The organism is Enterobacter bugandensis, assembly GCF_900324475.1.
Taxonomy (GTDB): domain Bacteria; phylum Pseudomonadota; class Gammaproteobacteria; order Enterobacterales; family Enterobacteriaceae; genus Enterobacter; species Enterobacter bugandensis.
This window is the reverse complement of sequence record NZ_LT992502.1, coordinates 23,044-46,507: the sequence shown is the minus strand read 5'-3', so window position 1 is coordinate 46,507 and position 23,464 is coordinate 23,044. Positions and strand designations below refer to the sequence as shown.

Below are 23,464 nucleotides of genomic sequence, written 5' to 3'. Positions count from 1 at the left end.
TGTCCCTCAACAACAGCAAGCACGATAGATACGTGTATAAAGGCCGTCATTACCGCCAGTAATAAAGTTATCGCCGGCCTGTTGAATGATTTCCTGATAACGTGCATTGGTAAATGCTTCTTTATATGCTGCTTTATCGCCGTTGAATGAGGAGATAAACATTACACCCGGAACGCCGCTGATCAGTGAATGAAATGCTTCGAAACTTTCAATCTTATCTTTGTTATCTCTTACAACATTAAAAATGGTTTCATCGCGCCACTGACGGTACTGCTGATAGTTATGCGCAGGCACTTCGACGTGTCGGAGTTGAATATAATTTGATTGTGGCAAGCTATTTTTATTATCAATTGGGGATTCAACAAACTTAAGCAGTTCGCGACGGATATCGGCAGAAAGAACTTCAGAGAAACGATGGAACATGGATTCCATTTCACTTTCAACCCATGCAATTTCTTTAATATCGTTGAATGCGCGTAATTCCAGCAATTCATTAACGCCGTTTTCTTCACAGGTATAGTAGCGAACGTTTTCATTGCTTTTTAAGGAAGTAAATTCTTTTTCAGAAAAAGTGTTTTTTAATGGGAAGCGTGATACCAGTACATATTTGGACGACATAATTACTCCGAGTATTGATTAAGTGAGGATTCGGATAGAAATTTATCAATACAGGAAACTATTGGAATTGTTAAATTTGTAATATATTTTTTGTATTACTGTTAAAACGGGTTTTGCTGCCAGCATTTAGCGTGTAATATCGAAATGGAAAAAAGACGAAATACCTTTTCGCATTTAGGACCCACGTATGGCTACAGCAGAACATTTAATCAGCAATAACCTGCCCAGTATCAAACAATTACAATGCTTTCTCGCTGTTGCACATGAACTGAACTTTCGTAAGGCTGCCGAACGTCTGCGCATGACTCAACCGCCTCTGACGCGTCAGATAAAATGCCTTGAAGCGGTGTTGAAACGTCAGTTGTTCAGTCGCAGTACGCATGACGTTAGCCTCACTGAAGCAGGCCGAGCGCTGGTCGTTCAGGCAGAAAAAATACTCAAAGACATCAGCAGCTTAAAAGAAGATCCTCACTCTTCAGAAACGAATCTGCGCATCGGTCTCACGCGCACGCTTAATTTTGAATATATTGAACCTGTAAATACCCAGCTTCAAAAAATGAACGCCGGAGATGACGTTGAAACGCCCGACCTGACGTCAGCACAGCTGCTGCAAAGCTTGTCTAAAAATATGCTGGATCTGGTGCTGACCGGGGAAAGAGGAACGGGTCATGAAGATATTGTTCAATACCGCTGGGTCTGCCAGGAACCGTTGCTCATCGCAATGCCTTCTTTACATCCTGCCAGTCTGAAAGAGAAAGTCTCGCTGGAAGACATTAGCGATCTTCCACTTTTTTGGTTTTCGAGAAGCGCTAATCCGTCATTCTATGACAAATGCGAAAGCTACTTTGACACGCTGAAAACGCCGCTGAAGCGTATTAAAGAGCCGGATGATTCCCTCGTGATGCTAAGCCGTATCGCAAGAGGGAAAGGGTTTGCGCTGCTGCCTCAGTCAAAATGCACCTTCAATCAGGAGGGGCTATGCTATCGCGAACTAACGGACGATGAGGCAAAGAGATTAAATATTGATATCTATGCCGCAACTCGCCTCAATGAAAACAGAGAGGAGATCCTGAACGCTCAGAATATCTTGTGCGGCAAAAAGGCTTAATGCAGATAAAACACACCTTCTTCCGGCAGAAATAGCTGGTTATAGCGCAGCTGGAAGACGTTCAGCTCCTGCGGATCGGGCTCCATTTCGCGCATAAAGCCAAGTGCCAGACGAATTTGCGCATCGGTAATGGGTGCGGCAAGGCGGGCTTTACGCAGCATACGGTGCCAGGTATGCAGATTCTCTTCGCTACCGTCGACAATACAGACCTGCCAGATGAGCAGCACCTGCGCGGCGTTTTGCAGATGCGCCTCGTCAGGCCGCTCAAGGTAGCGGATAAATTCATTGCCCGGTGTTTTACCGAACTGGTCAATCATCGACTCGATTGGCATCGGGGTAATCCCCAGCCGTTCGCTTAAACGTTTGATGGCGCGGCGGGAATCTGAGGTCAGGACACGAAATCCCACCACAAACACCACGGCAAGCGTTGCCAGCATTATCCAGACCATGCGTTCTCCTTAGACTAGCCGCTCATCATAGCGGGAAACGCAGCGTGTCGACAGCGGCTACGGCCAGAATAGTGAACCGAAAAAAGCTGGATAAATGCGATGTAAGCAATCCCGCGCAGGCGTGGCTGCGCGGGCTGTTGCTGGAGACCCGTCAGCGCGCCTGAAGCCCCTTCAACAGCGCCTCGTGAAAGCGTGCGGGATCCTGCATCTGCGGCGCGTGGCCCATGTCGTTAAACTCCACCAGCGTCGCGTGCGGGATGCGCTTCGCCGTCTCTTTGCCCAGCACCGCATAGTTGCCGAGCGTCTTGCGGACCTCCGGCGGGGCGAGGTCTTTCCCGATGGCGGTGTTGTCCTTCGTGCCGATCATCAATAATACCGGCATCTTCAGGTCGCTAAATTCGTAGATAACCGGCTGGGTGTAGATCATGTCGTAGAGCAGCGCCGAGTTCCACGCCACGCGCGCTTTGCCCGGCCCGTTGTTCAGCCCGGCAAGCATGGTCACCCAGCGCTCGTATTCCGGCTTCCACTCCCCGGCGTAGTAGGTGTTTTTCTCGTACTGGCGAATGCCGTCGGCGCTGACCTTCAGCTCGCGCTGGTACCACTGGTCAACCGTAATGTGCGGCACGCCGCGCGCTTTCCAGTCTTCAAGCCCTATCGGGTTGACCATCACCAGCTGCTCTACCTGCTGCGGCCACATTAGCGCGTAGCGGGTTGCCAGCATGCCGCCGGTCGAGTGGCCGATAACCGTCGCGCGATCGACGCCAAGCGATGTGAGCAGCGCGTGGGTATTGTCCGCCAGCTGCTGGAAGGTGTACTGATAATGGTCCGGCTTGGTGGATTTACAGAAGCCGATCTGGTCGGGTGCGATCACGCGATACCCGCTGGCCGACAGCGCACGGATTGTGCCGTCCCAGGTGCCGGCGCAAAAGTTTTTGCCGTGCATCAGCACCACGGTACGTCCGTTGGGTTTTTCCGGCTTCACGTCCAGGTAAGCCATATCCAGAGACTGGTTTTGCGAGGTAAAGGTAAAGTGTTTTACCTGCCAGCCGTAGTCGAAACCTTCCAGCTTCTCGCCGTAGGTGGGGGCATCCGCGGCCATTGCGGGGGACGCCAGCGCCATCAGCAGCGCCAGGCAGGACAATCGTCGGGTTAACATGCAAGCTCTCCGTTAGCAAAAGGGGCTAAGGCTGCACGAAAGGCGGCAGCAAAAAACACTGTAGAGCATGGAGAGGAGTGGGTGTGTAAAGCGGGGTAAAGGTAGGACGAGCAAATAAAAAAAGCCCGGCGGTCAGCCGGGCAAAGAAGTTACCTGCACACTCAGGCCGCTTTTAATTTCTGCGCGCGGTTCTCGCGGCGAATTTTACGTTCTTCCAGCACCGCGACCATCGCCATCAGGACGATACAGCCAATCGCTGCCGCATCCAGCGCCGCGAAGGTGCCCGCCCAACCGGTGAGGCCGAAAATCGGCGTACCGTCGGCGATCATCCCCAGGCCAAGCTTGGCAAAGCTGTCGCCGATCAGGTAGGCGAAGGTGCCTTTAATCCCATCGGCGGCGCCGATCGCTTTTTTCGGCACGAACCCTACGGCCGCCACGCCAATCAGCAGCTGAGGGCCAAACACCAGGAAGCCGAGCGCGAACAGGGACGCCAGGTAAACGTACTGGTTGCTGGCGTGCTGGTAGATGCCGAGCGTGGCGATAATCAGCGCCAGCGCGACGCAGGCCACCAGCGCGCGACGGCCGTTGGCGAGGTCGGAGAGCCAGCCCCACAGCAGCGTGCCGACCAGCGCGCCCACTTCGAACAGGGTGAAGCCCTGAATCGCCACCTCTTTAGAGAGCTTCAGCTCCTGGAAGGCGTACACCGTTGACCACTGGTCGATGCCGATGCGCACCACGTACAGGAAAATGTTTGAGAAGCACAGCAGCCAGATCACTTTGTTTTTCAGCACGTACTCAACAAAGATCTGCCATTTGGACATCTCGTTCTCTTCGGTCTCTTTGTCCTCTTCGCTGATCTCCTCCCCGAACAGCTCTTCCGCTTTGCCGAGGCCGTAGGATTCCGGGGAGTCGCTGCCGAAACGCAGGCCGATAAAGCCGACGATCAGGGCGATAATCGACGGGAAGATAAACATGCCGATCACGTGGCCGTCGAACAGATAGTTCGCGCCAAACAGCGCCACGCCTGCCGCACCCGCCCCGCCGAGGTTGTGGGAGATGTTCCACATGCCGAGGTACGAACCCCGCTTGCGGCGCGGCGTCCATTTGGTGATGGTGGAGTAGCTGCACGACCCGCCGGTGCTCTGGAAGAAACCGCTCAGGGCGTAGAAGGCGATCATCAGAAACAGGCTGACGGAGCCCGCGCCCATGCTGGCGCTGAAGCCGAGCATACAGATGGCGGAGAGGATCAGCATAAACGGCAGGAACTGCTTGGTGTTTTTGCCGTCCGCGTAGTAGGACACAACCGTTTTCCCCACTCCGTAGGTGATGGAGAAGCCCAGGCCAATCATCCCCAGCTGCGTCATGCTCAGCCCGTAGGTGGAGATCATGTCGTTCTGCGCGATGTTAAAGTTTTTGCGGATCAGGTACATGGTCAGGTAGCCGATGAAGACCACCAGATAGGACTGCATGAACGGTTTGAACCACATTTTGCGCCGCACGTCGAGCGGCAGATCCAGGGTCGGCTTGCGCACCTGATTGAGGAAGGCCAGCATGGTTGGTTTACTCCTGAGCTGATTTTTGCAGCATTGTAAAAACCAGCCGGGAGAGATGCCTGAGACAGCGTCCAGGTAAAACCGGGAAAATTTCTTAGTTTTGCGCCATTCGGCAACAAAAGGTGAGGCACGTCACGCTTCGCGCGGCGCCTGGGCGTGCAAAAACGGCAGCAGCAGCAAGGCGGAAATGCCCGCCGCGATGGCGATCGCCGCGAAGAACCCGCTCCAGTGCCAGACGTCGATCACCCGTGCCAGCGGCCAGCCGGAGAGCGATGCGCCGAGGTAGGCAAACAGCCCGACAAAGCCCGTTGCCGCGCCTGCCGCCTCCTTGTGCGAGCACTCCGCCGCCGCCATGCCGATCAGCATCTGCGGGCCAAAGACAAAAAAGCCGATGGTGAAGAAGCACGCCGCCTGCATCACGTAGCTGGCGAACGGCATCAGCCACAGCGAGCCCACGGAGAGCAAAATCCCGGCGGCAAAAATCAGGTTCATCGGGCCGCGGTTGCCGTTGAACAGCTTGTCCGAGCCCCAGCCCGCCACCAGCGCGCCGATAAACCCGCCCAGCTCGAACATCGTCACCGCAGAGTTGGCGGTCACCAGGTCCACGCCGAGCGTCTCGGACATGTACAGGTTGCCCCAGTCGTTGATCGCCGCGCGCACCACGTAGACCAGCACGTAGCAGAGGGACAGCAGCCAGATGTACGGATTTTTCAGCACGTATTTGGTGAGGATTTCCTGGCGGGACAGCCCGGCGCCCTCCTGCTGCTGGGCGATCTCCATCTCGTCGTGCCGCCAGTCGCCCACCGCCGGCAGGCCGACGGTTTGCGGCCTGTCGCGCAGGCGCCAGCAGAGGAACAGCCCGGCGACAATCGCGAGGCCACCAGCAATCATCATCCCCGTGCGCCAGCCGTAGTGCAGCGCTGCGGCTCCCACGACCATCGGGATCAGCGCCCCGCCGACGTTATGCGCGGTGTTCCAGATCGCCCACCATCCGCCGCGCTCGTTGCGCGAGTACCAGGCGGTGAGCAGGCGGGCGCAGACCGGCGCGCCCCAGCCCTGGAAAAAGGCGTTCAGCGCCCACAGCAGGGCAAAGGCCCACAGCGAAGTGGAAAAGCCAAACAGGATGTTCACCACGCCGGTGGCGATCAGCCCAACGCCCATGAAATAGCGCGCGTTCGAGCGGTCGCTGACGATGCCGGAGAAGAACTTCGACAGCCCGTAGCTGATGTAAAACAGCGTCGCCAGCAGGCCGATATCGGTGCGCGTCATCACGCCGCTGGCGAGGATTTCCGGCGCGGCGGCGTTGAAGCTTTTGCGGGTGAAGTAGAACAGCGCGTAGCCGAGCCAGATGGTAATCAGGATATGGCGACGCCAGTAGCGGTAGCGGGCGTCGATTTCCGCCTTGTCGCGCAACGGAGCCGCGCTGGTTGGGGTTTTAAACATGGTACGTCCTTAACGGCAAACTGACGCTGACGCGCGTCCCGTGAGTGCAGGAAAGGTTCAGCGTGCCGCCCAGCGCCTTCACGCGCTCGCGCATGCCCGCCAGGCCAAAGCCCTGCTGGCCGGAGCCCGGCGGCAGGCCGCAGCCGTCGTCTTCAATCACCAGCATCAGGCGCTCGTCCTGCTGCCAGCCCTGGAGCGTCACCGCGCTGGCATTGGCGTGTTTGACGATGTTGTTCAGCCCCTCCTGGCAGACGCGGAACAGCGTCACGCGCTGGCCTTCGCTGAGCAATGATTCATCAATGCGCCAGTCGAGATGGCTGACAATGCCGCGGCTTTCCAGCTCCATCTCGCGCATCAGGGAGCGTATCGCCTGCTCCAGCGACAGGTCATCAAGCTGGCGCGGACGCAGCCGTCCCAGCAAGCGGCGAACGGCGTCATAGACACCCAGCGAAAGCTGTTCGATATGCGCCCCGCCCTGCTTCACCACCGCGTTTTCCGCCGCCAGACGCTGGACGATGCCCGCCTGCGTGCGGATGGCGGTAATGGTCTGGCCGATATCATCGTGCAGCTCGCGAGCCACCTCCTGACGCACGCTCTCCTCGGTCTCCAGCAGACGCTCCGCCAGACGCCGGTTGCGCGCCAGCTCTGCTTGCAGGGACTGGTTCAGCTCGCGCAGGCGCTGAATGCCCGCCCCGAGCAGCAGCCCGGTCAGGCTCTGGGCCAGCAGCGAGAGCAGTAGATCCACCGGATGGTCGTGCCAGGTCTGGCTGGCAATCAGCGCGATAGCGTTCATCAGGGTCGCGATCAGCGCCCCCTGCCAGCCGTAGTGCCAGGCCAGGGCGATAATCGGCAGCGCCAGGCAAAACGGGGTAAAACGTGAAAGCTCGGCAGGTAAACCCAGCTGAAGCCAGAGGCTCACCACGAACAGCAGCAGATACCAGATAAGATGCCGGGCGCGCCAGTTCACCGGTTGAGACACCAGCCCCGGACCAAGCGGCTGCCAGACGGTGCTTGAGAGGTAGTGCCAGATAACGAGGCAGGTCGGCGCGAGCGTCAGGCCGCCGGTGAGGGTGAGCAGCAGCGCGTTGAGCATCTCCCTGTCGCCGACCCACGGCAGGGACTGCAGCAGCGCGGCGGCAATCAGCGCCGTCCCCTGCCGCAGCAGCGTGCGCCAGTCGCGCTGGTGACGATAGCGGGAAATCAGGGCAACGGGGAGAAGCGTAAGCAGGCTTCCGATCATCAATAATGGCAGATGCGCCAGAGCGACTTCCTGCGCCAGCCAGACCAGCAGCAGCCACTCTGCACCCAGCAACACGGGCCAGTAGCCGCGCGGGCACTGGAGCATTAACCCCAGACGCAGGCCGAAGGGAAACAGCAGCACCGCCAGCTCAGGGCGTTCCACCAGATGCAGGCTGATGCTCCACAGGCAAAACCACGCGGCGGAGAAGATAAAAAAGCTGGCAACGACGGCGATCAGCCGCGAAAACACGGGACTCATTGCCAGCTGTCGAACATGCGGCGCGCCAGCTCGACGTCGTTGCTGACGTTGAGTTTTTCCATCAGGTTGGCGCGGTGGACGTGCACGGTTTTCGGCGACAGATCCAGCTCGGCGGCAATCTCTTTCACCGACATGCCCTGGGCAAGCTTCTCCGCCACCTGGCGCTCGCGTCTGGTGAGCGGATCCTGACGTCCGGCCGCCAGCTTGATGGCGATATCCGGCGTCAGGTAGCAGCCGCCGGTGGAGACGGTGCGCACGGCAGCGATCAGCTCGTCCGGGCTACAGCGTTTGGAGAGGAAGCCGCGCGCCCCCGCGTTGAGCGCCTGCTCGACCAGCGCCGGGCTATCGTGAACCGAGAGCATGATCGTCGCCATCCCTTTCGGCAGCTGGCTCAACAGCTCCAGCCCGGAGAGATCCGGCATCGAGATGTCACAGATACAGACCTGCACCCCGCGCCCCGGCAGGCCCGCCAGCGCCTCGTGACCGGAGCCAAACTCGGCCACGACCTGGAAATCCGGTTCGAGGTTAAGAAGCTGGGCAAAGCCGGAGCGGACGATAAGGTGGTCGTCGATGAGAGCGATGGTGGTCATGTGTGTTCCTGCGGTCTTAAAAAGCCGGATGACGCTGCGCTTATCCGGCCTACAAGAGCGAAAGACGCTTACCTTAAGCGATTTACTCGAAAAACACCGCAATTTTGTTAAACATGGTGGGATCGGACTGGTTGCGCGCCACTTTGGTGACGTCTTCCAGCTTGTCGATCTGCGCTATCATCTGCTCCAGACGCTGATCGTCGTTGACCAGTAGCCAGATGCGGCTGTGCTCGCTGCCCTGAATCGGCAGGCAGAGAATACCTTCCACGTTAAACGCGCGGCGGGCAAACAGCCCACAGACGTGGGTCATAACGCCAGGGTGGTTGCGGACGGTGAGTTCCAGAATGACGTTATCATATTGTTTCTGCATGGCTTATTCCCCCACCATCTCAGTATTGGCCGCACCCGGCGGCACCATCGGATACACTTTTTGTTCAGGGTCGATACGCACGTGGATCAGCGCCGGGCCGGGACGCGAGATCGCCGCCTGCAGCGCCGCGTGGGCGTCTTCTTCCGCGTTCAGATCGCAGGTGTGCAGGCCAAAGCCGGCGGCAATCTGCATAAAGTTAATCATCCCCGGATAGGTCGCCGCAAACACGCCCTGCTTGTAGAACAGGCTCTGCTGCTGGTGCACCAGACCCAGCGCCTCGTTGTTCATCAGGATGATTTTCACGTCTAACTGGTTTTCGGCTGCAGTCGCCATCTCCTGAATGTTCATCATCAGGCTGCCGTCGCCGGAGAAGCAGATAACCTTGCGGTCCGGGTTGGCGAGCGCCGCGCCTACTGCCGCCGGCAGGCCGAAGCCCATGGTGCCGAGGCCGCCGGAGGTCAGCCACTGGCGCGGACGGTTCAGCGGATACGCCTGCGCGGTCCACATCTGGTGCTGGCCCACGTCAGTGGTGATAATCGCGCTGTCGTCCACGCAGGCGGCCACGGCGTTGATCAGCCCGTAGTGGCTCAGCGGGTCGCCCTCAGCTGGGATAGCGCCCGGGAACTCGCGCTGCAGATCGGCCACCAGCTGACGCCAGTCGGCCCGGTCAGTTGCGTCCGTCTGCGGGATCAGCTGCGCCAGCACTTCGGCTACGTCGCCCTGAATCGCCACGTGCGGCTGTTTGATTTTACCCAGCTCGGCGCGGTCGATATCCACGTGAATGATTTTGGCGTTCGGGCAGAACTCCTCGGTTTTGCCAATCGCCCGGTCATCAAAACGTGCGCCCATAACAATCAGCAAATCCGCTTCTTGCAGGATGTAGTTGGTGCTGCGCGCACCGTGCATGCCCAGCATGCCTAATGACAACGGATGCGCTTTAGGCAGCATACCCAGCGCCATCAGGGTCATGGTGGTCGGCAGGTTGGCCTTTTCCGCAAACTGGCGGATTTCATCCGCAGCGTTAATCGCCCCGCCGCCCAGATAGAGCACCGGGCGTTTGGCGGCGTTAATCATGGCGGCGGCGTCGCGCACGCTTTCAGCGCTGAATTCCGGCGCGGGGGCGCGCTCGCCCGGCTCCGGCAACACGTCGATCTCGATCTCTGCGGTCTGGACATCCTTAGGAATGTCTATCCACACCGGGCCCGGGCGGCCAGACTGGGCGATACGGAACGCATCGCTGATAACCTGAGGCAGCTCGCTGATATCGCGAACTAAATAGTTATGTTTGGTGATGGGGATAGAGATGCCGTAGGTGTCCACTTCCTGGAACGCATCGGTGCCGATCATCGAGGACGGCACCTGGCCGGTAATGCAGATCAGCGGAATGGAGTCGAGGCGCGCGTCGGCGATGGCGGTGACCAGGTTGGTTGCGCCGGGGCCGCTGCAGGCCATACAGACCGCCGGTTTGCCCTGCGTACGCGCCATGCCCTGAGCGATAAAGCCTGCCCCCTGCTCGTGACGCGCCAGCACATGGCGGATCTGCGTGCTTTGGCTCAACGCATCGTACAGCGGCAGCACGGTTCCACCCGGGATACCCGCAACCGTGGTGATGCCCTGTCGTTCCAGTAAATGAACAATCAGCTGCGCGCCTGTAAAACGCGTCTTTGTGGATGTTGTGCCCGAACTTGCCATGCTCCAGTCCTTTTCTTCTGGGCCGACTTTCCGGGGAGGGTCCTAAACGAAAAACCCCGCCCGGTTTGCGCCGGCGGGGTTTTGGATTCGTGTGTTGATCCAGTCCCTACGGCGCATTGCCGACGACCACCACCACACGCACGACGACCACTGCGGCTGGTTGCGCAGTTTTTAGTAGGGTCGAAGTGAAGATGGATGAAGTCATTGGGGACCTGTGTTTGGAATCATTGATTGAATTTATACAAACACAGGTTTTCGGGCGTGACAATGGAAATATTTTCATCTGCGCAAAAATGCGTCAGGGATCACGTTTCGTTTGTTGGATTTGCTCTCCGTTTTCACCTCTCAAATTTGCCCTAAACGCTATTAGGTTCAGTCACATATTAATTTCTTATGAAAATCTGAAAATAGCGGCTCGAGGGTATTGTCGCAGGCTTTATGTGGTTATGATTTCTTCGAACCTAAGAACAAGTACAAAAATACTAGAGCGTGCCGAGGGATACAGGCGGGTGTTAAGGAAGACAGCATGAACAAGTTTTACACAATGCTTTTCGCTGCTTTGCTTTTACTAACAGGGTGCGACAAGCCTGTAAAAACAGAACCAGCCCCGCCCGGCGGGGGCGGAACCATTGAAGCCATTAACCACACCAGCTGGGCCATCAACCGCTTCAGCGTTAACGGGCAGTCCGGCCTCGATATTATCGGCCCGTATTCGGGTGGCGGTGGGGGCTGCTGCTTTGGCGTGAGCGGGCCGTGGAAGCCCGGAATGACGGTACAGGTTGACTGGGAAACGGGCGTCGCGTTTGCCAGCGATGTGCCTGAGATTCCGCAGCCTGATGAACCAGATACCACCGGGATGAACCGGGATGAGCGTTATAGGGCATGGCAAGCTTATTCAGATAAATATCACGAATGGTATGGCAAAATTAAAGCCATCAGTAAAACACATTCCCTAACGGTGCCTGTCCCCGATTATACCGGACAAAAAACCTGCGGTATCACCGTTCACTTCCTGCCCTGTGATCAGGTGAAGGTCACTACCAGCTGCGCCGACTATGGCAGCCCTGATTATCCCATCAAAGACCCCGTGCATATGGAGAAGCCGACAGTATGTCCTCAGTGAGTGCAGTATGGCATACCCGCATTTTGCTGGCTGCAGGCCTGCTGCTGGCCGGGTGCGACCAGCCCGTTAAAACGGAACCAGCCCCGCCCGGCGGTGGCGGGACCATTGAAGCCATTAACCACACCAGCTGGGCTATCAACCGCTTCAGCGTTAACGGGCAGTCCGGCCTCGATATTATCGGCCCGTATTCAGGTGGAGGTGGAGGATGCTGCTTTGGCGTGAGCGGGCCGTGGAAGCCAGGAATGACGGTGCAGGTTGACTGGGAAACGGGCGTCGCGTTTCCCAGCGATGTGCCGGAGATCCCGCAGCCTGAGCGGCCAAAAACCAAAGGAATGGACGAGCAGGATTATTACAAAGCATGGCAGGCTTACTCAGATAAATATCACGACTGGTACGAAAAAATTAAAGCCATCAGTAAAACACATTCCCTAACGGTGCCTGTCCCCGATTATACCGGACAAAAAACCTGCGGTATCACCGTTCACTTCCTGCCCTGTGAGCAGGTGAAGGTCACTACCAGCTGCGCCGACTATGGCAGCCCTGATTATCCTATCAAAGACCCCGTGCATATGGAGAAGCCCAAAGTATGTCCAAACTGAACCCTGATAATGTCTGGTACCCTCCTGAGTTTCCGGAAAGAGGTAGATTACCTAGTACTAGATCTCACTTTGGGCAAAACTGCAGGGAACAAGGCAGTCTGGAAAGGCAATACCATAACCAGCTTTGCACAGCTGCCAACCGACGCGTCTTGCCTCCCTGCTGTAAGACGCTGCATATCAGCCTTTTCTTTGACGGTACGGGCAACAACCTGAATCATGACCTCTATGAATCGACCCCGCCTCATCCGACCAATATCGCTCGCCTGTTCCGTGCCACCATAGGACAAGGCTATGCAGGGGGAACCGGCGCGCATAACGCAGAGCTGGTCGATCAGGACGGCGTCGCGCACAACGAGTATTACAAATACTATATTCCCGGCGTGGGGACGCCTTTTCCGGAGGTGCTGGATCTCGACTTCAGTGATGCAGGCCTGAAATACGCTGCTTACGGCGAGGAGCGCATCAACTGGGGTCTGCTTCGGCTGGTAGACGCCCTGCGACGAACGCTTGGGCTTGGCAAGCTGAGCGATGAGGAAAACTGGCACTCCATCCAGGCCATGAACTCCAGCTATTCTCAATCCAACGCTCATGGAGAATACCTCCGTTACACAGAGCTTTTCCGACTGCTGAACGGGTTGGGTAAAACGCTGGAGATTGCCTTAACGCAGCCAACGCCGGGCACCTCTAAGCTGCTGGGAATCAAACTCTATGTTTACGGTTTCTCTCGCGGAGCGGCCTCCGCCCGGGCCTTTGTTAACTGGCTTAACGCCCTGCTTTCTCCCTCCCGGGAAGGGGCCTTACAACCTTTTTGCCTGGCGACAAAGCAGGGTGAAATTCCGATTAGCATTGAATTTCTGGGTCTGCTGGATACGGTCGCTTCCGTTGGGATTGCCCATATCGCCCCAGTAGCGGAAGGTCATATGGCCTGGGCCGACGGAACGATGGAATTGCCGGACAATGCGCTGATTAAGCGCTGCGTGCATCTGGTTTCGGCTCACGATCAGCGGTTGTGCTTCCCACTCGATTCAATCTGTCGTGCGGACGGGCGATATCCTGAATACGCCGTAGAGGTGGTTTATCCTGGGATGCATTCTGATATTGGGGGCGGGTATCCACCAGGGGATCAGGGTAAAGCGACCGGTAATGATGATCGTTTTTTACTGTCGCAAATACCATTAAATGAGATGTTTTCAGCGGCTTTTAATGCAGGCGCACCATTAAAAATACTTGAAGAATCCATCCCAGATGAGATGAAAAAAGATGTATGGCGCATCATGCCTACTAGTTTAAGAGATGAATTTTATGTTGAAACCTCAATAGTCCAACGCTTCAACGCCTGGCGCCAGCTCACTCTTGATTTACCTCTTTCCGAAACTGGCATTCCAGACGAACAGGCAACCCACTACTCCCCCGTTCGCGCTCGGGTCAATATCATCGAAGCGCTTGAAAACCAGATCGGCTGGATAACCGCCTGGCGCATCAATCGCTACGCCCAGGAAACATTCCGGAGCCAGCGCTTTTATCACGACGCCGCAGCCAATAATCAAAATCAGGATAACGATCCTGGTAAAAGGGCGGAACGGGAAAGAGAACGCGAAAAAATACAAAAAGATGCAGAAAGAGAGCGAATTAAACAGCTCGGTAACTACCCGCGGGGTCAGTTTGTGATGCTTAAGACAGGCCCAAAAGACTTTGACGCTTTACTCGGGCAAACACAGCTTTTACAGGCAGCATTAGAGTTTAAAGAAGACTATCATGGCGTTTCTCGTACTCAGGCAAAAAGCACAACCTACGCCGTACTCGATTACTTCAAAGGTTTTGTTTTTGCCTTTAACCAGGATGACATTCTCGTTGAGTTTAAAAAGATCAAAGAGGCGGGGAAAGAACATTTGGAAACACTGTTTCCACCACAAGGGGAACAGAGCAATGCCAATCAACCCTCAGGACTAACAAGAGCGCTTTTTGATGATCAAATCCATGATTCCCGCGCCTGGTTTATGCACAGCGCGTTGGGTTCGCGCGAACCCTGGGGCAGTTATTTTATCTACCGTATGATCTATTTCGGCGAAGCGACGAGTAAACAGGTTAAGCCACTCTCCATGCTGGGCTATGTTGCAGGCCTGGGTTACCCCATCTCAACGCACGAGGTCCAGTTTCTTATTGAATTGCAAAATACCGGGCGGGGGCCATCTGCCCCCGTCGAACAACGCATTTCTGTCCTTGATGCCAGCACGGGATATCCGCTGGGGGTGTTGCAGGATAAAACCCGGCAAATACCCTGCGTTCACTACCCTGCCTCAGCCCTGGCAGAGTGTCAAAAGGCGGATGAAATGGCCTTTGAACAAAAGAGAGCCGCAATACAGTCTTACATTGAAAATATGAATTATTCAGACTGACAGAAAACAAAAAACCCCGCCTAAGCGAGGTTTTTATCAGGGTTTTGCGGTTGGTCGCCGCAGAACACACTGTGTTACGTCAACGCGAAAAGTATACGCGATAGAACTCGAACGCGCAATTCCGGCACGGATTTTGACGTTTTTGAGTATGGATCACCTTCCAAATTTTGTCCAAAAAATACTGTTCATGCATACAGTATTTATCTATACTGAGGGTGTTCGCAGTGAGCGAGGGGGCCGCAGTTTACCGGCGCAACGAAGTCCTGGCTGAAACGGGTGGTGCCGTCAGTGCCTTAACCCCTGAAGTGAGCACACTGTGTTACGTCAATCCAGGTGCTGGCAACAGGCGGCGGAAAGGTACGCCAGCATCGTGCTCCTTTTAACCAAAAGGAGACGCGTATGAGCGTAGTGGATATGGTGATACTTATCCTCAAACTCATTGTTGCAGTACTGCAACTGCTTGATGCTGTCCTGAAATACGTTCGGTAATTCAGGTTCAAGTCGCACCTGAGAGGGGCGGGCAACCGCCCCTCTTTAATAACGAGGGAATGCTATGTCGCGTCTGTTAATTGAGCCTGTCACACCGGATGAGCCGGGGTATATCGCCCTGAAGGCGGAAAGTATCGCGCTGAATTTCAACATGCTGCGCAGGCTGGAAGAGAACTGGCTGCGGGGTGAGAACCGCTTTAACGCGCCGGGTGAAAAGCTGCTGGGTGCGTTTCTTAACGGCAAGCTGGTGGGCGTGTGTGGCCTCAACCGCGATCCGTTCAGCCAGCAGCCGCGTGCCGGACGCATTCGCCATCTCTACGTCAGCGAGAAGTGCCGCGGGCTGGGCATTGGAAAACAGCTTTTAACCGTAGTGATGGCGGATGCCAGCATCTGGTTTGATTTTCTGAATACTCACGCGCCGGACAGCGCGTACGGATTTTACAATCGAGCCGGTTTTACGCTGGTCTCAGACGAACCGCGGGTGACGCACCGCCTTTTTTGTGCGGTGTAACCGGCTGGCGGCATCAGGATGTGAATGTTACAGTTGAGTGACAATTCATCACCCAATACGCCATGACCATCACCGTTTTCTGCATTTTGCTTTTCGCCGCACTGCTGCATGCCAGCTGGAACGCTATCGTTAAAGCCGGAACGGATAAACTCTACTCTGCGATCGGCGTTAGCGGCTCAGCCGCGATTATTGCCCTGATTTTACTGCCCTTCTCACCACAGCCTTCTGCGGCAAGCTGGCCGTTTTTGATCGTCTCCTGCGCCTTACAGGTGGTCTACACCGTGCTGGTGGCGAAGACCTATCAGGTCTCGGACATGAGCCAGACCTATCCGCTGATGCGCGGCACCGCCCCGCTGCTGGTGGCGCTGATCAGCGTGCTGGCGCTCGGCGACCATCTCTCCTGGCTCGCCTGGTCCGGTATCGGAGTCATTTGCCTGTCGATTCTGGCGATGGCGATGAATGGCCGCATGCAGTCACGCAGGGGGATCTGGCTGGCGCTGCTGAACGCCTGTTTTATCGCCGGGTATACGCTGGTGGACGGCACCGGCGTGCGGCTGTCGGACACCGCGCTGGGCTACACGCTCTGGACCTTCTTTATGAACGGCTTCTGCCTGCTGGGCTGGGCGATGGTGGCGCGTCGGCGCGAGGCGTCCAGCTACCTGCGCCTGCACTGGAAAAAAGGGCTGCTCGGCGGCGTGGGGACCATGGGCTCTTACGGTCTGGCCCTCTGGGCGATGACGCAGGCACCACTGGCGGTGGTCGCCGCGCTGCGTGAAACCTCAATTCTTTTCGGGGCGCTGATCGCCTTTGTCCTTTTAAAAGAGAAGGTTGCGGGCCTGCGCATCGCGGCAGCGCTGGGTATTGCTGTCGGCGCTATTCTGCTGCGTCTGGCGTAAATCGCTGGCAACATTAGTTGCCGTTCTTGTTTACAAATCCTGCCTTTCCCGGTTTTTTCATTCACCGCAACAATGCTTAAATTGTCATCTGTCTGTGGTAGATTCCTCGCGCATTTATGGGAATGCGTAGTCACTTATTCTTTATTTCTCTCTTTTGGCAAAAGTATTCAGCGACATGAAAAAGCAAAGGAACGTTAACTTATTGTTGATGCTGGTGTTACTGGTGGCCGTCGGTCAGATGGCGCAAACCATCTACATTCCGGCGATTGCCGACATGGCAAAGGAACTGAACGTCCGCGAAGGCGCGGTGCAGAGCGTGATGGCAGCCTACCTGCTGACCTATGGCGTTTCACAGCTCTTCTACGGCCCGCTCTCCGACCGCGTCGGGCGTCGCCCGGTGATCCTGGTGGGCATGAGCATTTTCATGGTAGCGACGGTGATTGCCATTACCACCCACAGCCTGACCGTACTGATTGCCGCCAGCGCCCTGCAGGGCGTTGGGACGGGTGTCGGCGGGGTGATGGCGCGAACCTTACCGCGCGATATGTATCAGGGCACCCAGCTCCGCCACGCCAACAGCCTGTTAAATATGGGCATTCTGGTCAGCCCGCTTCTCGCTCCACTGATTGGCGGCCTGCTGGACACAATGTGGTCCTGGCGCGCCTGTTACGCCTTTCTGCTGGTGCTCTGCGTAATTGTCACCTTCAGTATGGCGCGCTGGATGCCGGAAACCCGTCCAAAAGACGCGCCGCGCACGAAGCTTCTCACAAGCTATAAGACGCTGTTCGGCAACGGCGCGTTTACCTGCTACCTGCTGATGCTGATCGGCGGCCTGGCGGGTATTGCAGTGTTCGAAGCCTGCTCCGGCGTGCTGCTGGGCGCGGGTCTTGGCCTGAGCAGCATGGTGGTGAGCATTCTGTTTATTCTGCCAATCCCGGCGGCGTTCTTTGGCGCCTGGTTTGCCGGGCGTCAGAACAAGCGCTTTTCAACCCTGATGTGGCAGGCCGTGATCAGCTGCCTGCTGGCGGGTCTGATGATGTGGATCCCGGGGCTGTTTGGCGTGATGACCGTCTGGACGCTGCTGATTCCGGCGGCGCTGTTCTTCTTCGGCGCGGGAATGCTGTTCCCGCTCGCCACCAGCGGCGCGATGGAGCCGTTCCCGTTCCTCGCCGGCACGGCGGGCGCGCTGGTGGGCGGTTTGCAGAACATCGGTTCCGGCGCGCTGGCCTGGCTCTCGGCCATGATGCCGCAGACCGGGCAGGCTAGTTTGGGCCTGCTGATGACGCTAATGGGGCTGCTGATTTTACTGTGCTGGCTGCCGCTGTCGTCGCGCGTTCCGCATCACGAGCAGCCGGTTTAACCGCATGATGGCCCGGCTTCTCGCCGGGCTTTTCACAGACGGGCGCAATCATCGCCTGCAATAACGGCTCCGGCGCAGGCCGCCAGGCCCCCTCTTCCCCGTCGTAAAACTGGAAATCCGCGTTAAGCGCATACGGGATTTTCGCCTTTTGCAGCTCGCAGGCCATAAAGGTGGCGAAGGCCATTTGCGAAGCGGTTGGCGTGAGGTGGTTTGACTCCCCCACGCCCCAGCCCCCAACCCAGCTGACGTGCCCGGTTTTTTGCTGCCAGCGCAGCGCGGTGCTGATGCGGTTACGGATAGCCGCCTTCTCCGCCGCCGTGCCGGACGTCCACGGGTATTTACCGCTATTTTTCAGCGGCCCCCACGGGAAAATATGCCACTCCGCCAGCAGGTAGTTTTGACTGTGCGCAGGCAGCTTCAGACCGGATAAATCTTCCGGCGCGGCACGCAGGCGCGGCGCAATGAAAATCATGCGCTGCGGGTCGATGTCGTGGATCGCTTTAATGGTTTTTTCATACACGCGGTTTAACGACGCGAGGTTGTGGTTAAGCTTGTCGGCTGGCTCATAAATGAGGTCAAAACCCAGCAGCGGATAGCTCTGGCCGAAATAGTGCGCCACGGCAATCCACCAGTTGATCGTCTCTTTCTCGTTATCGGCTTTGGGGTCGTTTTTATATTCATCGGCCTGATAAGCGATAATCGGGATCACGCCATACTGCTCGCAGGCTTCCACCAGCTTGCGCAGGTGGATCAGCCGCGCTTCCGTCGGCTCATCGGCGACACGAATGCGCACGTGGGTAATGCCTTTTGCGCGAAAATCGCGAACCACCAGCGGGTCGAACTCGCGTATGCCGCGCTCGGTGCGCGCCCAGTCCACATCCATCCCGACGCCAAGCTGCTGCGCATAACGGGCAGCCGTCAGCGGCGGCTCAGCGGCAATGGCCCAGCCGGAAGAGATCAGTAACGCGGTCGCTATAAGAGGCTTTAACACGGTTTACCCTGGATAAATCGAAAGCATTACCTGTATTTAGCATGCTTTTTCACATTTGGTGTAGCGCGAAAGCGTAATAATTCTTCAACCTGCCAGTTCTCTCAGCCAGCCGATAAAGGCGTCTATTTTCGGCCACTGTCGGCCCGAAAGCGTCGAAACATAGTAGTGCTGATGGCATTTCAGGGTCTTGTCACCAAACGGGGCGATCAGTTCGCCCCGTTCAAGCCGTTTTTGCACCAGCCGCTTTCTCCCCATCGCGACGCCGACGTGGTTGATGGCCGCAATAATCGCTAAGTCGGAACGATCGAAACCAATACCCGACGATGGCGGCATATTCACCGCAAAGTGCTGCGCCCAGCTCAGCCACTCATCCGTACCGGAATCATTGCTCCAGGCCTGACGGTCGTGCAGCAGCGTGCAGTGGCTAAGGTTATCCGGGTTTTTCAACAGCTCATGCTCGCGGGCATACTGCGGCGAGCAGACGGGCAAAATCTCTTCGTCCATCAGGAAGTGATGAGACAGATGGTTTGGCGGCGTATCGTCGAAATAGAGCGCCAGATCGACCCCCGTTCGCTGCATATTGATGTAATCATTGCCGGTCAGGACGGTGAGCGAAATCGACGGATAGCGGCGGGTAAAGTCGCCCAGCATGGGTACCAGCCAGCACTGAGCGATCGACGGCCGGGAGTAGACCGTCAGCGTGCCGGACAGCGCCTGGTTTTTGATGTCCAGGATCTCCTGATTCAGGGTGTCGAGGGACGATTTTAGCGTCCAGTATACGCGCTTTCCCTCCTGCGTCAGCTCGACTTTACGGTGCGAACGGACAAACAGCTGAATACCGAGCTCTTCTTCGAGCAGGTTGATGCGGTGGCTCACCGCGCTGGGGCTGAGCGACAGCTCCTCCGCCGCCAGCGCGAAGGATTCATGTCGAGCCGCCACTTCAAAGGTGTACATTTTCGACAGCTGCCAGCCGTTGAGCAGCCGGTTTCTGGCTTCATTTGCATCGGTCATCACAATTCTCACGCGTGGTTTCTGCGCTCAGCATACTGTTTAAGGGTGAATATATGTGAACCTAATGCGGTTTAAGTGCTTTTTTTAGAGCGCAGTCACTCAGTTGATTCAATCTGGCTCACCTGAACGCCAATTTATATCGTTTGTCAGCCCACGCCGCTTTTTCGTCCAATACCCCCAGATGACATAAGGGTGAGGTGAGATATGGGATCTCAGGTCTGGGTTGTGGCAACGCTGCTGGTCAGCATTGTGTTGATTGTTTTAACCATCGTTAAGCTAAAGTTTCACCCGTTCCTCGCGCTGCTGCTGGCGAGCTTTTTCGTCGGCGCAATGATGGGAATGAGCCCGCTGGATATGGTAAACGCCATTGAGAGTGGGATTGGCGGCACGCTGGGCTTCCTGGCGGCCGTGATTGGTCTTGGGACCATTCTCGGCAAGATGATGGAGGTTTCCGGCGCGGCAGAGCGCATCGGGATTACGTTGCAGCGCTGCCGCTGGCTGTCAGCAGACGTGATTATGGTGCTGGTGGGCCTGATCTGCGGCATTACGCTGTTCGTGGAAGTGGGCGTGGTCCTGCTGATACCGCTGGCGTTTTCCATCGCCAAAAAGACCCACACGTCGCTGCTCAAGCTGGCCATTCCGCTCTGTACCGCGCTGATGGCGGTGCACTGCGTGGTGCCGCCGCATCCGGCCGCGCTGTTTGTGACCAATAAATTAGGGGCGGACGTTGGAACGGTCATTGTCTACGGTTTGATGGTCGGCCTGATGGCCTCTCTGGTCGGCGGCCCGCTGTTCCTGAAGCTGCTCGGCAATCGTCTGCCGTTTAAACCGGTTCCGGCGGAATTTTCAGACCTGAAGGTGCGGGAGGAGCATACCCTGCCGTCGCTGGGCGCCACGCTGTTTACGGTGCTGCTGCCGATTGCCCTGATGCTGGTGAAGACCATCGCTGAACTGAATATGGCAAAAGACGGCACGCTGTATACACTGCTGGAGTTTATCGGCAACCCGATCACCGCCATGTTTATCGCCGTGTTTGTCGCCTACTACCTGCTGGGCATCCGCCAGCACATGGGCATGGGCGCGATGCTGACGCACACCGAGCACGGCTTTGGCTCTATCGCCAACATTTTGCTGATTATCGGCGCGGGCGGCGCGTTCAACGCCATCCTGAAAACCAGCGGACTGGCGGACTCGCTGGCGCAAATTCTCTCGAATCTGCACATGCACCCTATCCTGCTCGCCTGGCTGGTGGCGCTGGTGCTGCATGCCGCCGTAGGCTCCGCCACGGTCGCGATGATGGGCGCCACGGCCATCGTCGCGCCGATGCTGCCGCTCTACCCGAACGTCAGCCCGGAGATCATCACCATTGCCATCGGTTCCGGCGCCATTGGCTGCACGATCGTGACCGATTCTCTCTTCTGGCTGGTGAAGCAATACTGCGGCGCGACCCTGAATGAGACCTTCAAATACTATACGACGGCGACGTTTATCGCCTCGGTGCTTGCACTTGGCGGCACATTCCTGCTTTCTTTCATTATCTGAGCGCGAAGAGACATATTATGGAAAACGCAACTATCACCACTTTAACCGCACAGTTTCCTCTGGTTGAGGATCTGATTGCCCTGAAAGAAACCACCTGGCTTAACCCGAACACCACCACGCTTGAAGAAGGGCTGCCCTATGTCGGGCTGACCAAAGCCGACGTGGACGATGCCCATGCGCGCCTCAACCGCTTCGCGCCGTATCTGGCGAAAGCCTTCCCGGAGACGGCGGCAACGGGCGGGATTATTGAATCTGAACTGGTCGCCATTCCGGCAATGCGGTCGCGGCTGGAGAAAGAATCTGGCAAATCCATTCCCGGCACGCTGCTGCTGAAAAAAGACAGCCACCTGCCGATTTCCGGCTCGATTAAAGCGCGCGGCGGCATCTATGAAGTGCTGACCCACGCGGAAAAACTGGCGCTGGACGCCGGGTTGCTGAGCGTTGAAGACGACTACAGCATTCTGCTGGAGCCACGCTTTAAGGCCTTCTTCAGCCAGTACAGCATTGCCGTGGGCTCCACCGGCAACCTGGGGTTATCCATTGGCATAATGAGCGCACGCATCGGCTTTAAGGTGACGGTCCATATGTCCGCCGACGCCCGCGAGTGGAAGAAAGCCAGGCTGCGCAGCCACGGCGTCATCGTCGTGGAATATGAGCAGGATTACGGCGTGGCGGTGGAGCAAGGGCGCAAAGCGGCGGAAAGCGATCCGAACTGCTTCTTCATTGACGATGAGAATTCCCGCACCCTGTTCCTGGGCTATGCGGTGGCGGGCGAGCGCCTGAAAGCGCAGTTCACCGAACAGGGCCGCGTGGTGGATGCGGATCATCCCCTGTACGTCTATCTGCCGTGCGGCGTAGGCGGCGGGCCTGGCGGCGTGGCGTTTGGCCTGAAGCTGGCCTTTGGTGATAACGTGCACTGCTTCTTCGCGGAGCCAACGCACTCGCCGTGCATGCTGCTGGGCGTTTACACCGGCCTGCACGATGAAATCGCGGTGCAGGATCTGGGCATTGATAACGTGACGGCGGCGGACGGTCTGGCGGTTGGGCGCGCGTCCGGCTTCGTGGGCCGCGCGATGGAGCGCCTGCTCGACGGGTTCTATACCCTTTCCGATCGGAGCATGTACGACATGCTCGGCTGGCTGGCGCAGGAGGAAGGCATTCGGCTGGAACCGTCCGCACTGGCGGGCATGGCCGGGCCGCTGCGCGTTCATTCGCATACCAACATTACCCACCTGGTGTGGGCAACCGGCGGCGGCATGGTGCCGGAAGACGAGATGGCGAAGTATCTGGCTAAAGGGAAGTAATTAAGCCGCCACCCGGCTTACAAACTCAAAATTTGCTGAATATGGGTCACCGCAAACAGCAGCGATAGCGAGAGAACAGCCAGCGCAATCAGGAATTTATCCCGCACTGCTTTCGGCTGTACAAAATCGTTCTGCGCCACGTCCATCAGGTTACGGCTGCGGGTATAGCGCCATAAAATGATGGCCACCAGCGCCAGCACAATAATAGAGATCCAGAATGGCACCCCGGTTCGGTGCCAGTTGTGCTTAATCGCCAGGGCAATCAGCGCACCATACCCCAGCAGCGTGCGCAGCCAGGCCAGTGACGTCCGCTCCGGCTGCAGGCCGGGGTCCGCTTCGCGCCGCGCTTTGCGGCTATCCGCCATAGAACACCAGCCCCATCACCACACCCGCCACCGCCAGCAGAATCACGCTGATGATGAGCAACCCGCGCGTATAGGGCAGATCCTGCTTCAGGCGCATCGCCTTCTCATTGCGCAGCCATCGCAGGTAGCCGTAAATCGCCAGCACGCCCGCGAACAGGCACAGCAGCAGCGCCAGCACTTCACGAATCAGCGGCGTGGCAAAATCGGGGGCGAGCTGGTCAAGGCCGACACCTGCGGCCAGAAAGCCCAGCGCGGTGCGGATCCACGCTAAAAACGTGCGTTCATTAGCCAGAGAGAAGCGGTAGTCCGGCGCTTCGCCGAGGCAGGAAATTTTCATGGAGATTCCTTGTCGTGCTACGGGCAGGCTTCAGCATAGCGTAAATCGACAAGGACAAGGAGA

General features: G+C 57.2%; 24 protein-coding genes. 10 read left to right on the top strand and 14 right to left on the bottom strand.

Going from position 1 to position 23,464, the window contains the following annotated elements; all coding sequences use genetic code 11:
• Positions 1-6: 6 nt before the first annotated feature.
• Positions 7-618: a hypothetical protein gene (locus DG357_RS00220; RefSeq protein WP_045260828.1), complete on the bottom strand. Its 612-nt coding sequence runs from the start codon at positions 616-618 to the stop codon at positions 7-9.
• A 187-nt stretch (positions 619-805) separates the two neighbouring features.
• On the opposite strand from DG357_RS00220, the gene DG357_RS00215 reads away from it, so the two are divergent.
• Positions 806-1,726 carry a LysR family transcriptional regulator gene (locus DG357_RS00215; protein ID WP_063943310.1) on the top strand — a complete coding sequence of 307 codons (921 nt, stop codon included), beginning with the start codon at positions 806-808 and terminating at the stop codon, positions 1,724-1,726.
• Here DG357_RS00215 and DG357_RS00210 read toward each other — a convergent pair.
• From DG357_RS00210 to ivbL, 9 genes are all read right to left on the bottom strand, one after another.
• Positions 1,723-2,175, bottom strand: coding sequence for a DUF1198 domain-containing protein (locus DG357_RS00210; RefSeq protein ID WP_045260830.1), 453 nt, complete (start codon positions 2,173-2,175; stop codon positions 1,723-1,725). The two genes, DG357_RS00215 and DG357_RS00210, sit on opposite strands and share 4 nt — an antisense overlap.
• Positions 2,176-2,326: 151 nt before the next feature.
• Positions 2,327-3,331 (bottom strand): alpha/beta fold hydrolase, encoded by a 1,005-nt coding sequence (locus tag DG357_RS00205; protein WP_045630908.1) that lies wholly within the window; start codon positions 3,329-3,331, stop codon positions 2,327-2,329.
• Between the two features lie 161 nt (positions 3,332-3,492).
• Positions 3,493-4,884, bottom strand: a complete 1,392-nt coding sequence (gene uhpT / locus DG357_RS00200; RefSeq protein ID WP_028014963.1) for a hexose-6-phosphate:phosphate antiporter — start codon at positions 4,882-4,884, stop codon at positions 3,493-3,495.
• Between the two features lie 132 nt (positions 4,885-5,016).
• Complete coding sequence (gene uhpC / locus DG357_RS00195; RefSeq protein ID WP_063943316.1) at positions 5,017-6,327, bottom strand: MFS transporter; 1,311 nt, start codon at positions 6,325-6,327, stop codon at positions 5,017-5,019.
• Positions 6,320-7,825: a signal transduction histidine-protein kinase/phosphatase UhpB gene (uhpB, locus tag DG357_RS00190; protein ID WP_088204451.1), complete on the bottom strand. Its 1,506-nt coding sequence runs from the start codon at positions 7,823-7,825 to the stop codon at positions 6,320-6,322. The genes uhpC and uhpB overlap by 8 nt, the downstream gene beginning before the upstream one ends.
• Positions 7,822-8,415 carry a transcriptional regulator UhpA gene (gene uhpA / locus DG357_RS00185; protein ID WP_041911714.1) on the bottom strand — a complete coding sequence of 198 codons (594 nt, stop codon included), beginning with the start codon at positions 8,413-8,415 and terminating at the stop codon, positions 7,822-7,824. The genes uhpB and uhpA overlap by 4 nt, the downstream gene beginning before the upstream one ends.
• Positions 8,416-8,497: 82 nt before the next feature.
• Positions 8,498-8,785, bottom strand: a complete 288-nt coding sequence (gene ilvN, locus DG357_RS00180; protein ID WP_088204450.1) for an acetolactate synthase small subunit — start codon at positions 8,783-8,785, stop codon at positions 8,498-8,500.
• Between the two features lie 3 nt (positions 8,786-8,788).
• Positions 8,789-10,477, bottom strand: coding sequence for an acetolactate synthase large subunit (gene ilvB, locus DG357_RS00175; protein ID WP_059353827.1), 1,689 nt, complete (start codon positions 10,475-10,477; stop codon positions 8,789-8,791).
• A gap of 106 nt (positions 10,478-10,583) precedes the next feature.
• A complete protein-coding gene (gene ivbL / locus DG357_RS00170; RefSeq protein WP_057979964.1) occupies positions 10,584-10,682 on the bottom strand; it encodes an ilvB operon leader peptide IvbL in 99 nt (32 codons plus the stop codon).
• Between the two features lie 321 nt (positions 10,683-11,003).
• On the opposite strand from ivbL, the gene DG357_RS00165 reads away from it, so the two are divergent.
• The 7 genes from DG357_RS00165 (at position 11,004) to emrD (ending at position 17,851) form a co-directional block, all read left to right on the top strand.
• The gene (locus tag DG357_RS00165) at positions 11,004-11,600 is read left to right on the top strand and encodes a DUF3304 domain-containing protein (protein WP_088204449.1); all 597 of its coding nucleotides are present in this window, start codon (positions 11,004-11,006) and stop codon (positions 11,598-11,600) included.
• Positions 11,588-12,199, top strand: coding sequence for a DUF3304 domain-containing protein (locus DG357_RS00160; RefSeq protein WP_088204448.1), 612 nt, complete (start codon positions 11,588-11,590; stop codon positions 12,197-12,199). Before DG357_RS00165 ends, DG357_RS00160 begins: the two co-directional genes overlap by 13 nt.
• Positions 12,187-14,595 carry a T6SS phospholipase effector Tle1-like catalytic domain-containing protein gene (locus DG357_RS00155; protein ID WP_088204447.1) on the top strand — a complete coding sequence of 803 codons (2,409 nt, stop codon included), beginning with the start codon at positions 12,187-12,189 and terminating at the stop codon, positions 14,593-14,595. Before DG357_RS00160 ends, DG357_RS00155 begins: the two co-directional genes overlap by 13 nt.
• A gap of 399 nt (positions 14,596-14,994) precedes the next feature.
• Positions 14,995-15,084: a type I toxin-antitoxin system toxin TisB gene (tisB, locus tag DG357_RS00150; protein WP_045260836.1), complete on the top strand. Its 90-nt coding sequence runs from the start codon at positions 14,995-14,997 to the stop codon at positions 15,082-15,084.
• A gap of 64 nt (positions 15,085-15,148) precedes the next feature.
• Entirely contained in the window at positions 15,149-15,595 is a 447-nt protein-coding gene (locus tag DG357_RS00145; protein WP_028014956.1) for a GNAT family N-acetyltransferase, read from the top strand.
• A 62-nt stretch (positions 15,596-15,657) separates the two neighbouring features.
• Complete coding sequence (locus tag DG357_RS00140) at positions 15,658-16,491, top strand: EamA family transporter (protein ID WP_028014955.1); 834 nt, start codon at positions 15,658-15,660, stop codon at positions 16,489-16,491.
• A gap of 175 nt (positions 16,492-16,666) precedes the next feature.
• Positions 16,667-17,851, top strand: coding sequence for a multidrug efflux MFS transporter EmrD (emrD, locus tag DG357_RS00135; RefSeq protein WP_039024559.1), 1,185 nt, complete (start codon positions 16,667-16,669; stop codon positions 17,849-17,851).
• Here the strand turns inward: emrD and DG357_RS00130 are convergent.
• Positions 17,754-18,842, bottom strand: coding sequence for a glycoside hydrolase family 5 protein (locus tag DG357_RS00130; protein WP_041911718.1), 1,089 nt, complete (start codon positions 18,840-18,842; stop codon positions 17,754-17,756). The genes emrD and DG357_RS00130 overlap by 98 nt on opposite strands.
• A gap of 84 nt (positions 18,843-18,926) precedes the next feature.
• Positions 18,927-19,853 carry a DNA-binding transcriptional regulator DsdC gene (gene dsdC, locus DG357_RS00125; protein ID WP_039024536.1) on the bottom strand — a complete coding sequence of 309 codons (927 nt, stop codon included), beginning with the start codon at positions 19,851-19,853 and terminating at the stop codon, positions 18,927-18,929.
• A 204-nt stretch (positions 19,854-20,057) separates the two neighbouring features.
• Between dsdC and dsdX the strand changes: the two genes are divergently transcribed.
• Together dsdX and dsdA are read left to right on the top strand one after the other, a co-directional pair.
• A complete protein-coding gene (gene dsdX / locus DG357_RS00120) occupies positions 20,058-21,395 on the top strand; it encodes a D-serine transporter DsdX (protein WP_028014951.1) in 1,338 nt (445 codons plus the stop codon).
• Between the two features lie 17 nt (positions 21,396-21,412).
• The gene (dsdA, locus tag DG357_RS00115; RefSeq protein WP_088204446.1) at positions 21,413-22,699 is read left to right on the top strand and encodes a D-serine ammonia-lyase; all 1,287 of its coding nucleotides are present in this window, start codon (positions 21,413-21,415) and stop codon (positions 22,697-22,699) included.
• Positions 22,700-22,716: 17 nt separating this feature from the next.
• On the opposite strand, the gene DG357_RS00110 is transcribed toward dsdA, so the two are convergent.
• Both DG357_RS00110 and DG357_RS00105 read right to left on the bottom strand, forming a co-directional pair.
• On the bottom strand, positions 22,717-23,064 hold the full coding sequence (locus DG357_RS00110) for a DUF202 domain-containing protein (protein ID WP_023309822.1): 348 nt from the start codon (positions 23,062-23,064) through the stop codon (positions 22,717-22,719).
• Positions 23,054-23,401, bottom strand: a complete 348-nt coding sequence (locus tag DG357_RS00105) for a YidH family protein (protein ID WP_088204444.1) — start codon at positions 23,399-23,401, stop codon at positions 23,054-23,056. The genes DG357_RS00110 and DG357_RS00105 overlap by 11 nt, the downstream gene beginning before the upstream one ends.
• Positions 23,402-23,464 lie beyond the last annotated feature (63 nt).

Bases quoted from the DNA above. Each gene is read 5' to 3' on its own strand.
- uhpB (WP_088204451.1), bottom strand. From the start codon at position 7,825: ATGAGTCCCGTGTTTTCGCGGCTGATCGCCGTCGTTGCCAGCTTTTTT.
- dsdA (WP_088204446.1), top strand. From the start codon at position 21,413: ATGGAAAACGCAACTATCACCACTTTAACCGCACAGTTTCCTCTGGTT.
- DG357_RS00110 (WP_023309822.1), bottom strand. From the start codon at position 23,064: ATGGCGGATAGCCGCAAAGCGCGGCGCGAAGCGGACCCCGGCCTGCAG.
- ilvN (WP_088204450.1), bottom strand. From the start codon at position 8,785: ATGCAGAAACAATATGATAACGTCATTCTGGAACTCACCGTCCGCAAC.
- DG357_RS00160 (WP_088204448.1), top strand. From the start codon at position 11,588: ATGTCCTCAGTGAGTGCAGTATGGCATACCCGCATTTTGCTGGCTGCA.
- DG357_RS00210 (WP_045260830.1), bottom strand. From the start codon at position 2,175: ATGGTCTGGATAATGCTGGCAACGCTTGCCGTGGTGTTTGTGGTGGGA.
- ivbL (WP_057979964.1), bottom strand. From the start codon at position 10,682: ATGACTTCATCCATCTTCACTTCGACCCTACTAAAAACTGCGCAACCA.
- DG357_RS00140 (WP_028014955.1), top strand. From the start codon at position 15,658: ATGACCATCACCGTTTTCTGCATTTTGCTTTTCGCCGCACTGCTGCAT.
- DG357_RS00165 (WP_088204449.1), top strand. From the start codon at position 11,004: ATGAACAAGTTTTACACAATGCTTTTCGCTGCTTTGCTTTTACTAACA.
- DG357_RS00105 (WP_088204444.1), bottom strand. From the start codon at position 23,401: ATGAAAATTTCCTGCCTCGGCGAAGCGCCGGACTACCGCTTCTCTCTG.
- DG357_RS00215 (WP_063943310.1), top strand. From the start codon at position 806: ATGGCTACAGCAGAACATTTAATCAGCAATAACCTGCCCAGTATCAAA.
- DG357_RS00155 (WP_088204447.1), top strand. From the start codon at position 12,187: ATGTCCAAACTGAACCCTGATAATGTCTGGTACCCTCCTGAGTTTCCG.
- tisB (WP_045260836.1), top strand. From the start codon at position 14,995: ATGAGCGTAGTGGATATGGTGATACTTATCCTCAAACTCATTGTTGCA.
- uhpT (WP_028014963.1), bottom strand. From the start codon at position 4,884: ATGCTGGCCTTCCTCAATCAGGTGCGCAAGCCGACCCTGGATCTGCCG.
- DG357_RS00205 (WP_045630908.1), bottom strand. From the start codon at position 3,331: ATGTTAACCCGACGATTGTCCTGCCTGGCGCTGCTGATGGCGCTGGCG.
- ilvB (WP_059353827.1), bottom strand. From the start codon at position 10,477: ATGGCAAGTTCGGGCACAACATCCACAAAGACGCGTTTTACAGGCGCG.
- DG357_RS00220 (WP_045260828.1), bottom strand. From the start codon at position 618: ATGTCGTCCAAATATGTACTGGTATCACGCTTCCCATTAAAAAACACT.
- dsdC (WP_039024536.1), bottom strand. From the start codon at position 19,853: ATGACCGATGCAAATGAAGCCAGAAACCGGCTGCTCAACGGCTGGCAG.
- emrD (WP_039024559.1), top strand. From the start codon at position 16,667: ATGAAAAAGCAAAGGAACGTTAACTTATTGTTGATGCTGGTGTTACTG.
- dsdX (WP_028014951.1), top strand. From the start codon at position 20,058: ATGGGATCTCAGGTCTGGGTTGTGGCAACGCTGCTGGTCAGCATTGTG.
- DG357_RS00145 (WP_028014956.1), top strand. From the start codon at position 15,149: ATGTCGCGTCTGTTAATTGAGCCTGTCACACCGGATGAGCCGGGGTAT.
- uhpA (WP_041911714.1), bottom strand. From the start codon at position 8,415: ATGACCACCATCGCTCTCATCGACGACCACCTTATCGTCCGCTCCGGC.
- uhpC (WP_063943316.1), bottom strand. From the start codon at position 6,327: ATGTTTAAAACCCCAACCAGCGCGGCTCCGTTGCGCGACAAGGCGGAA.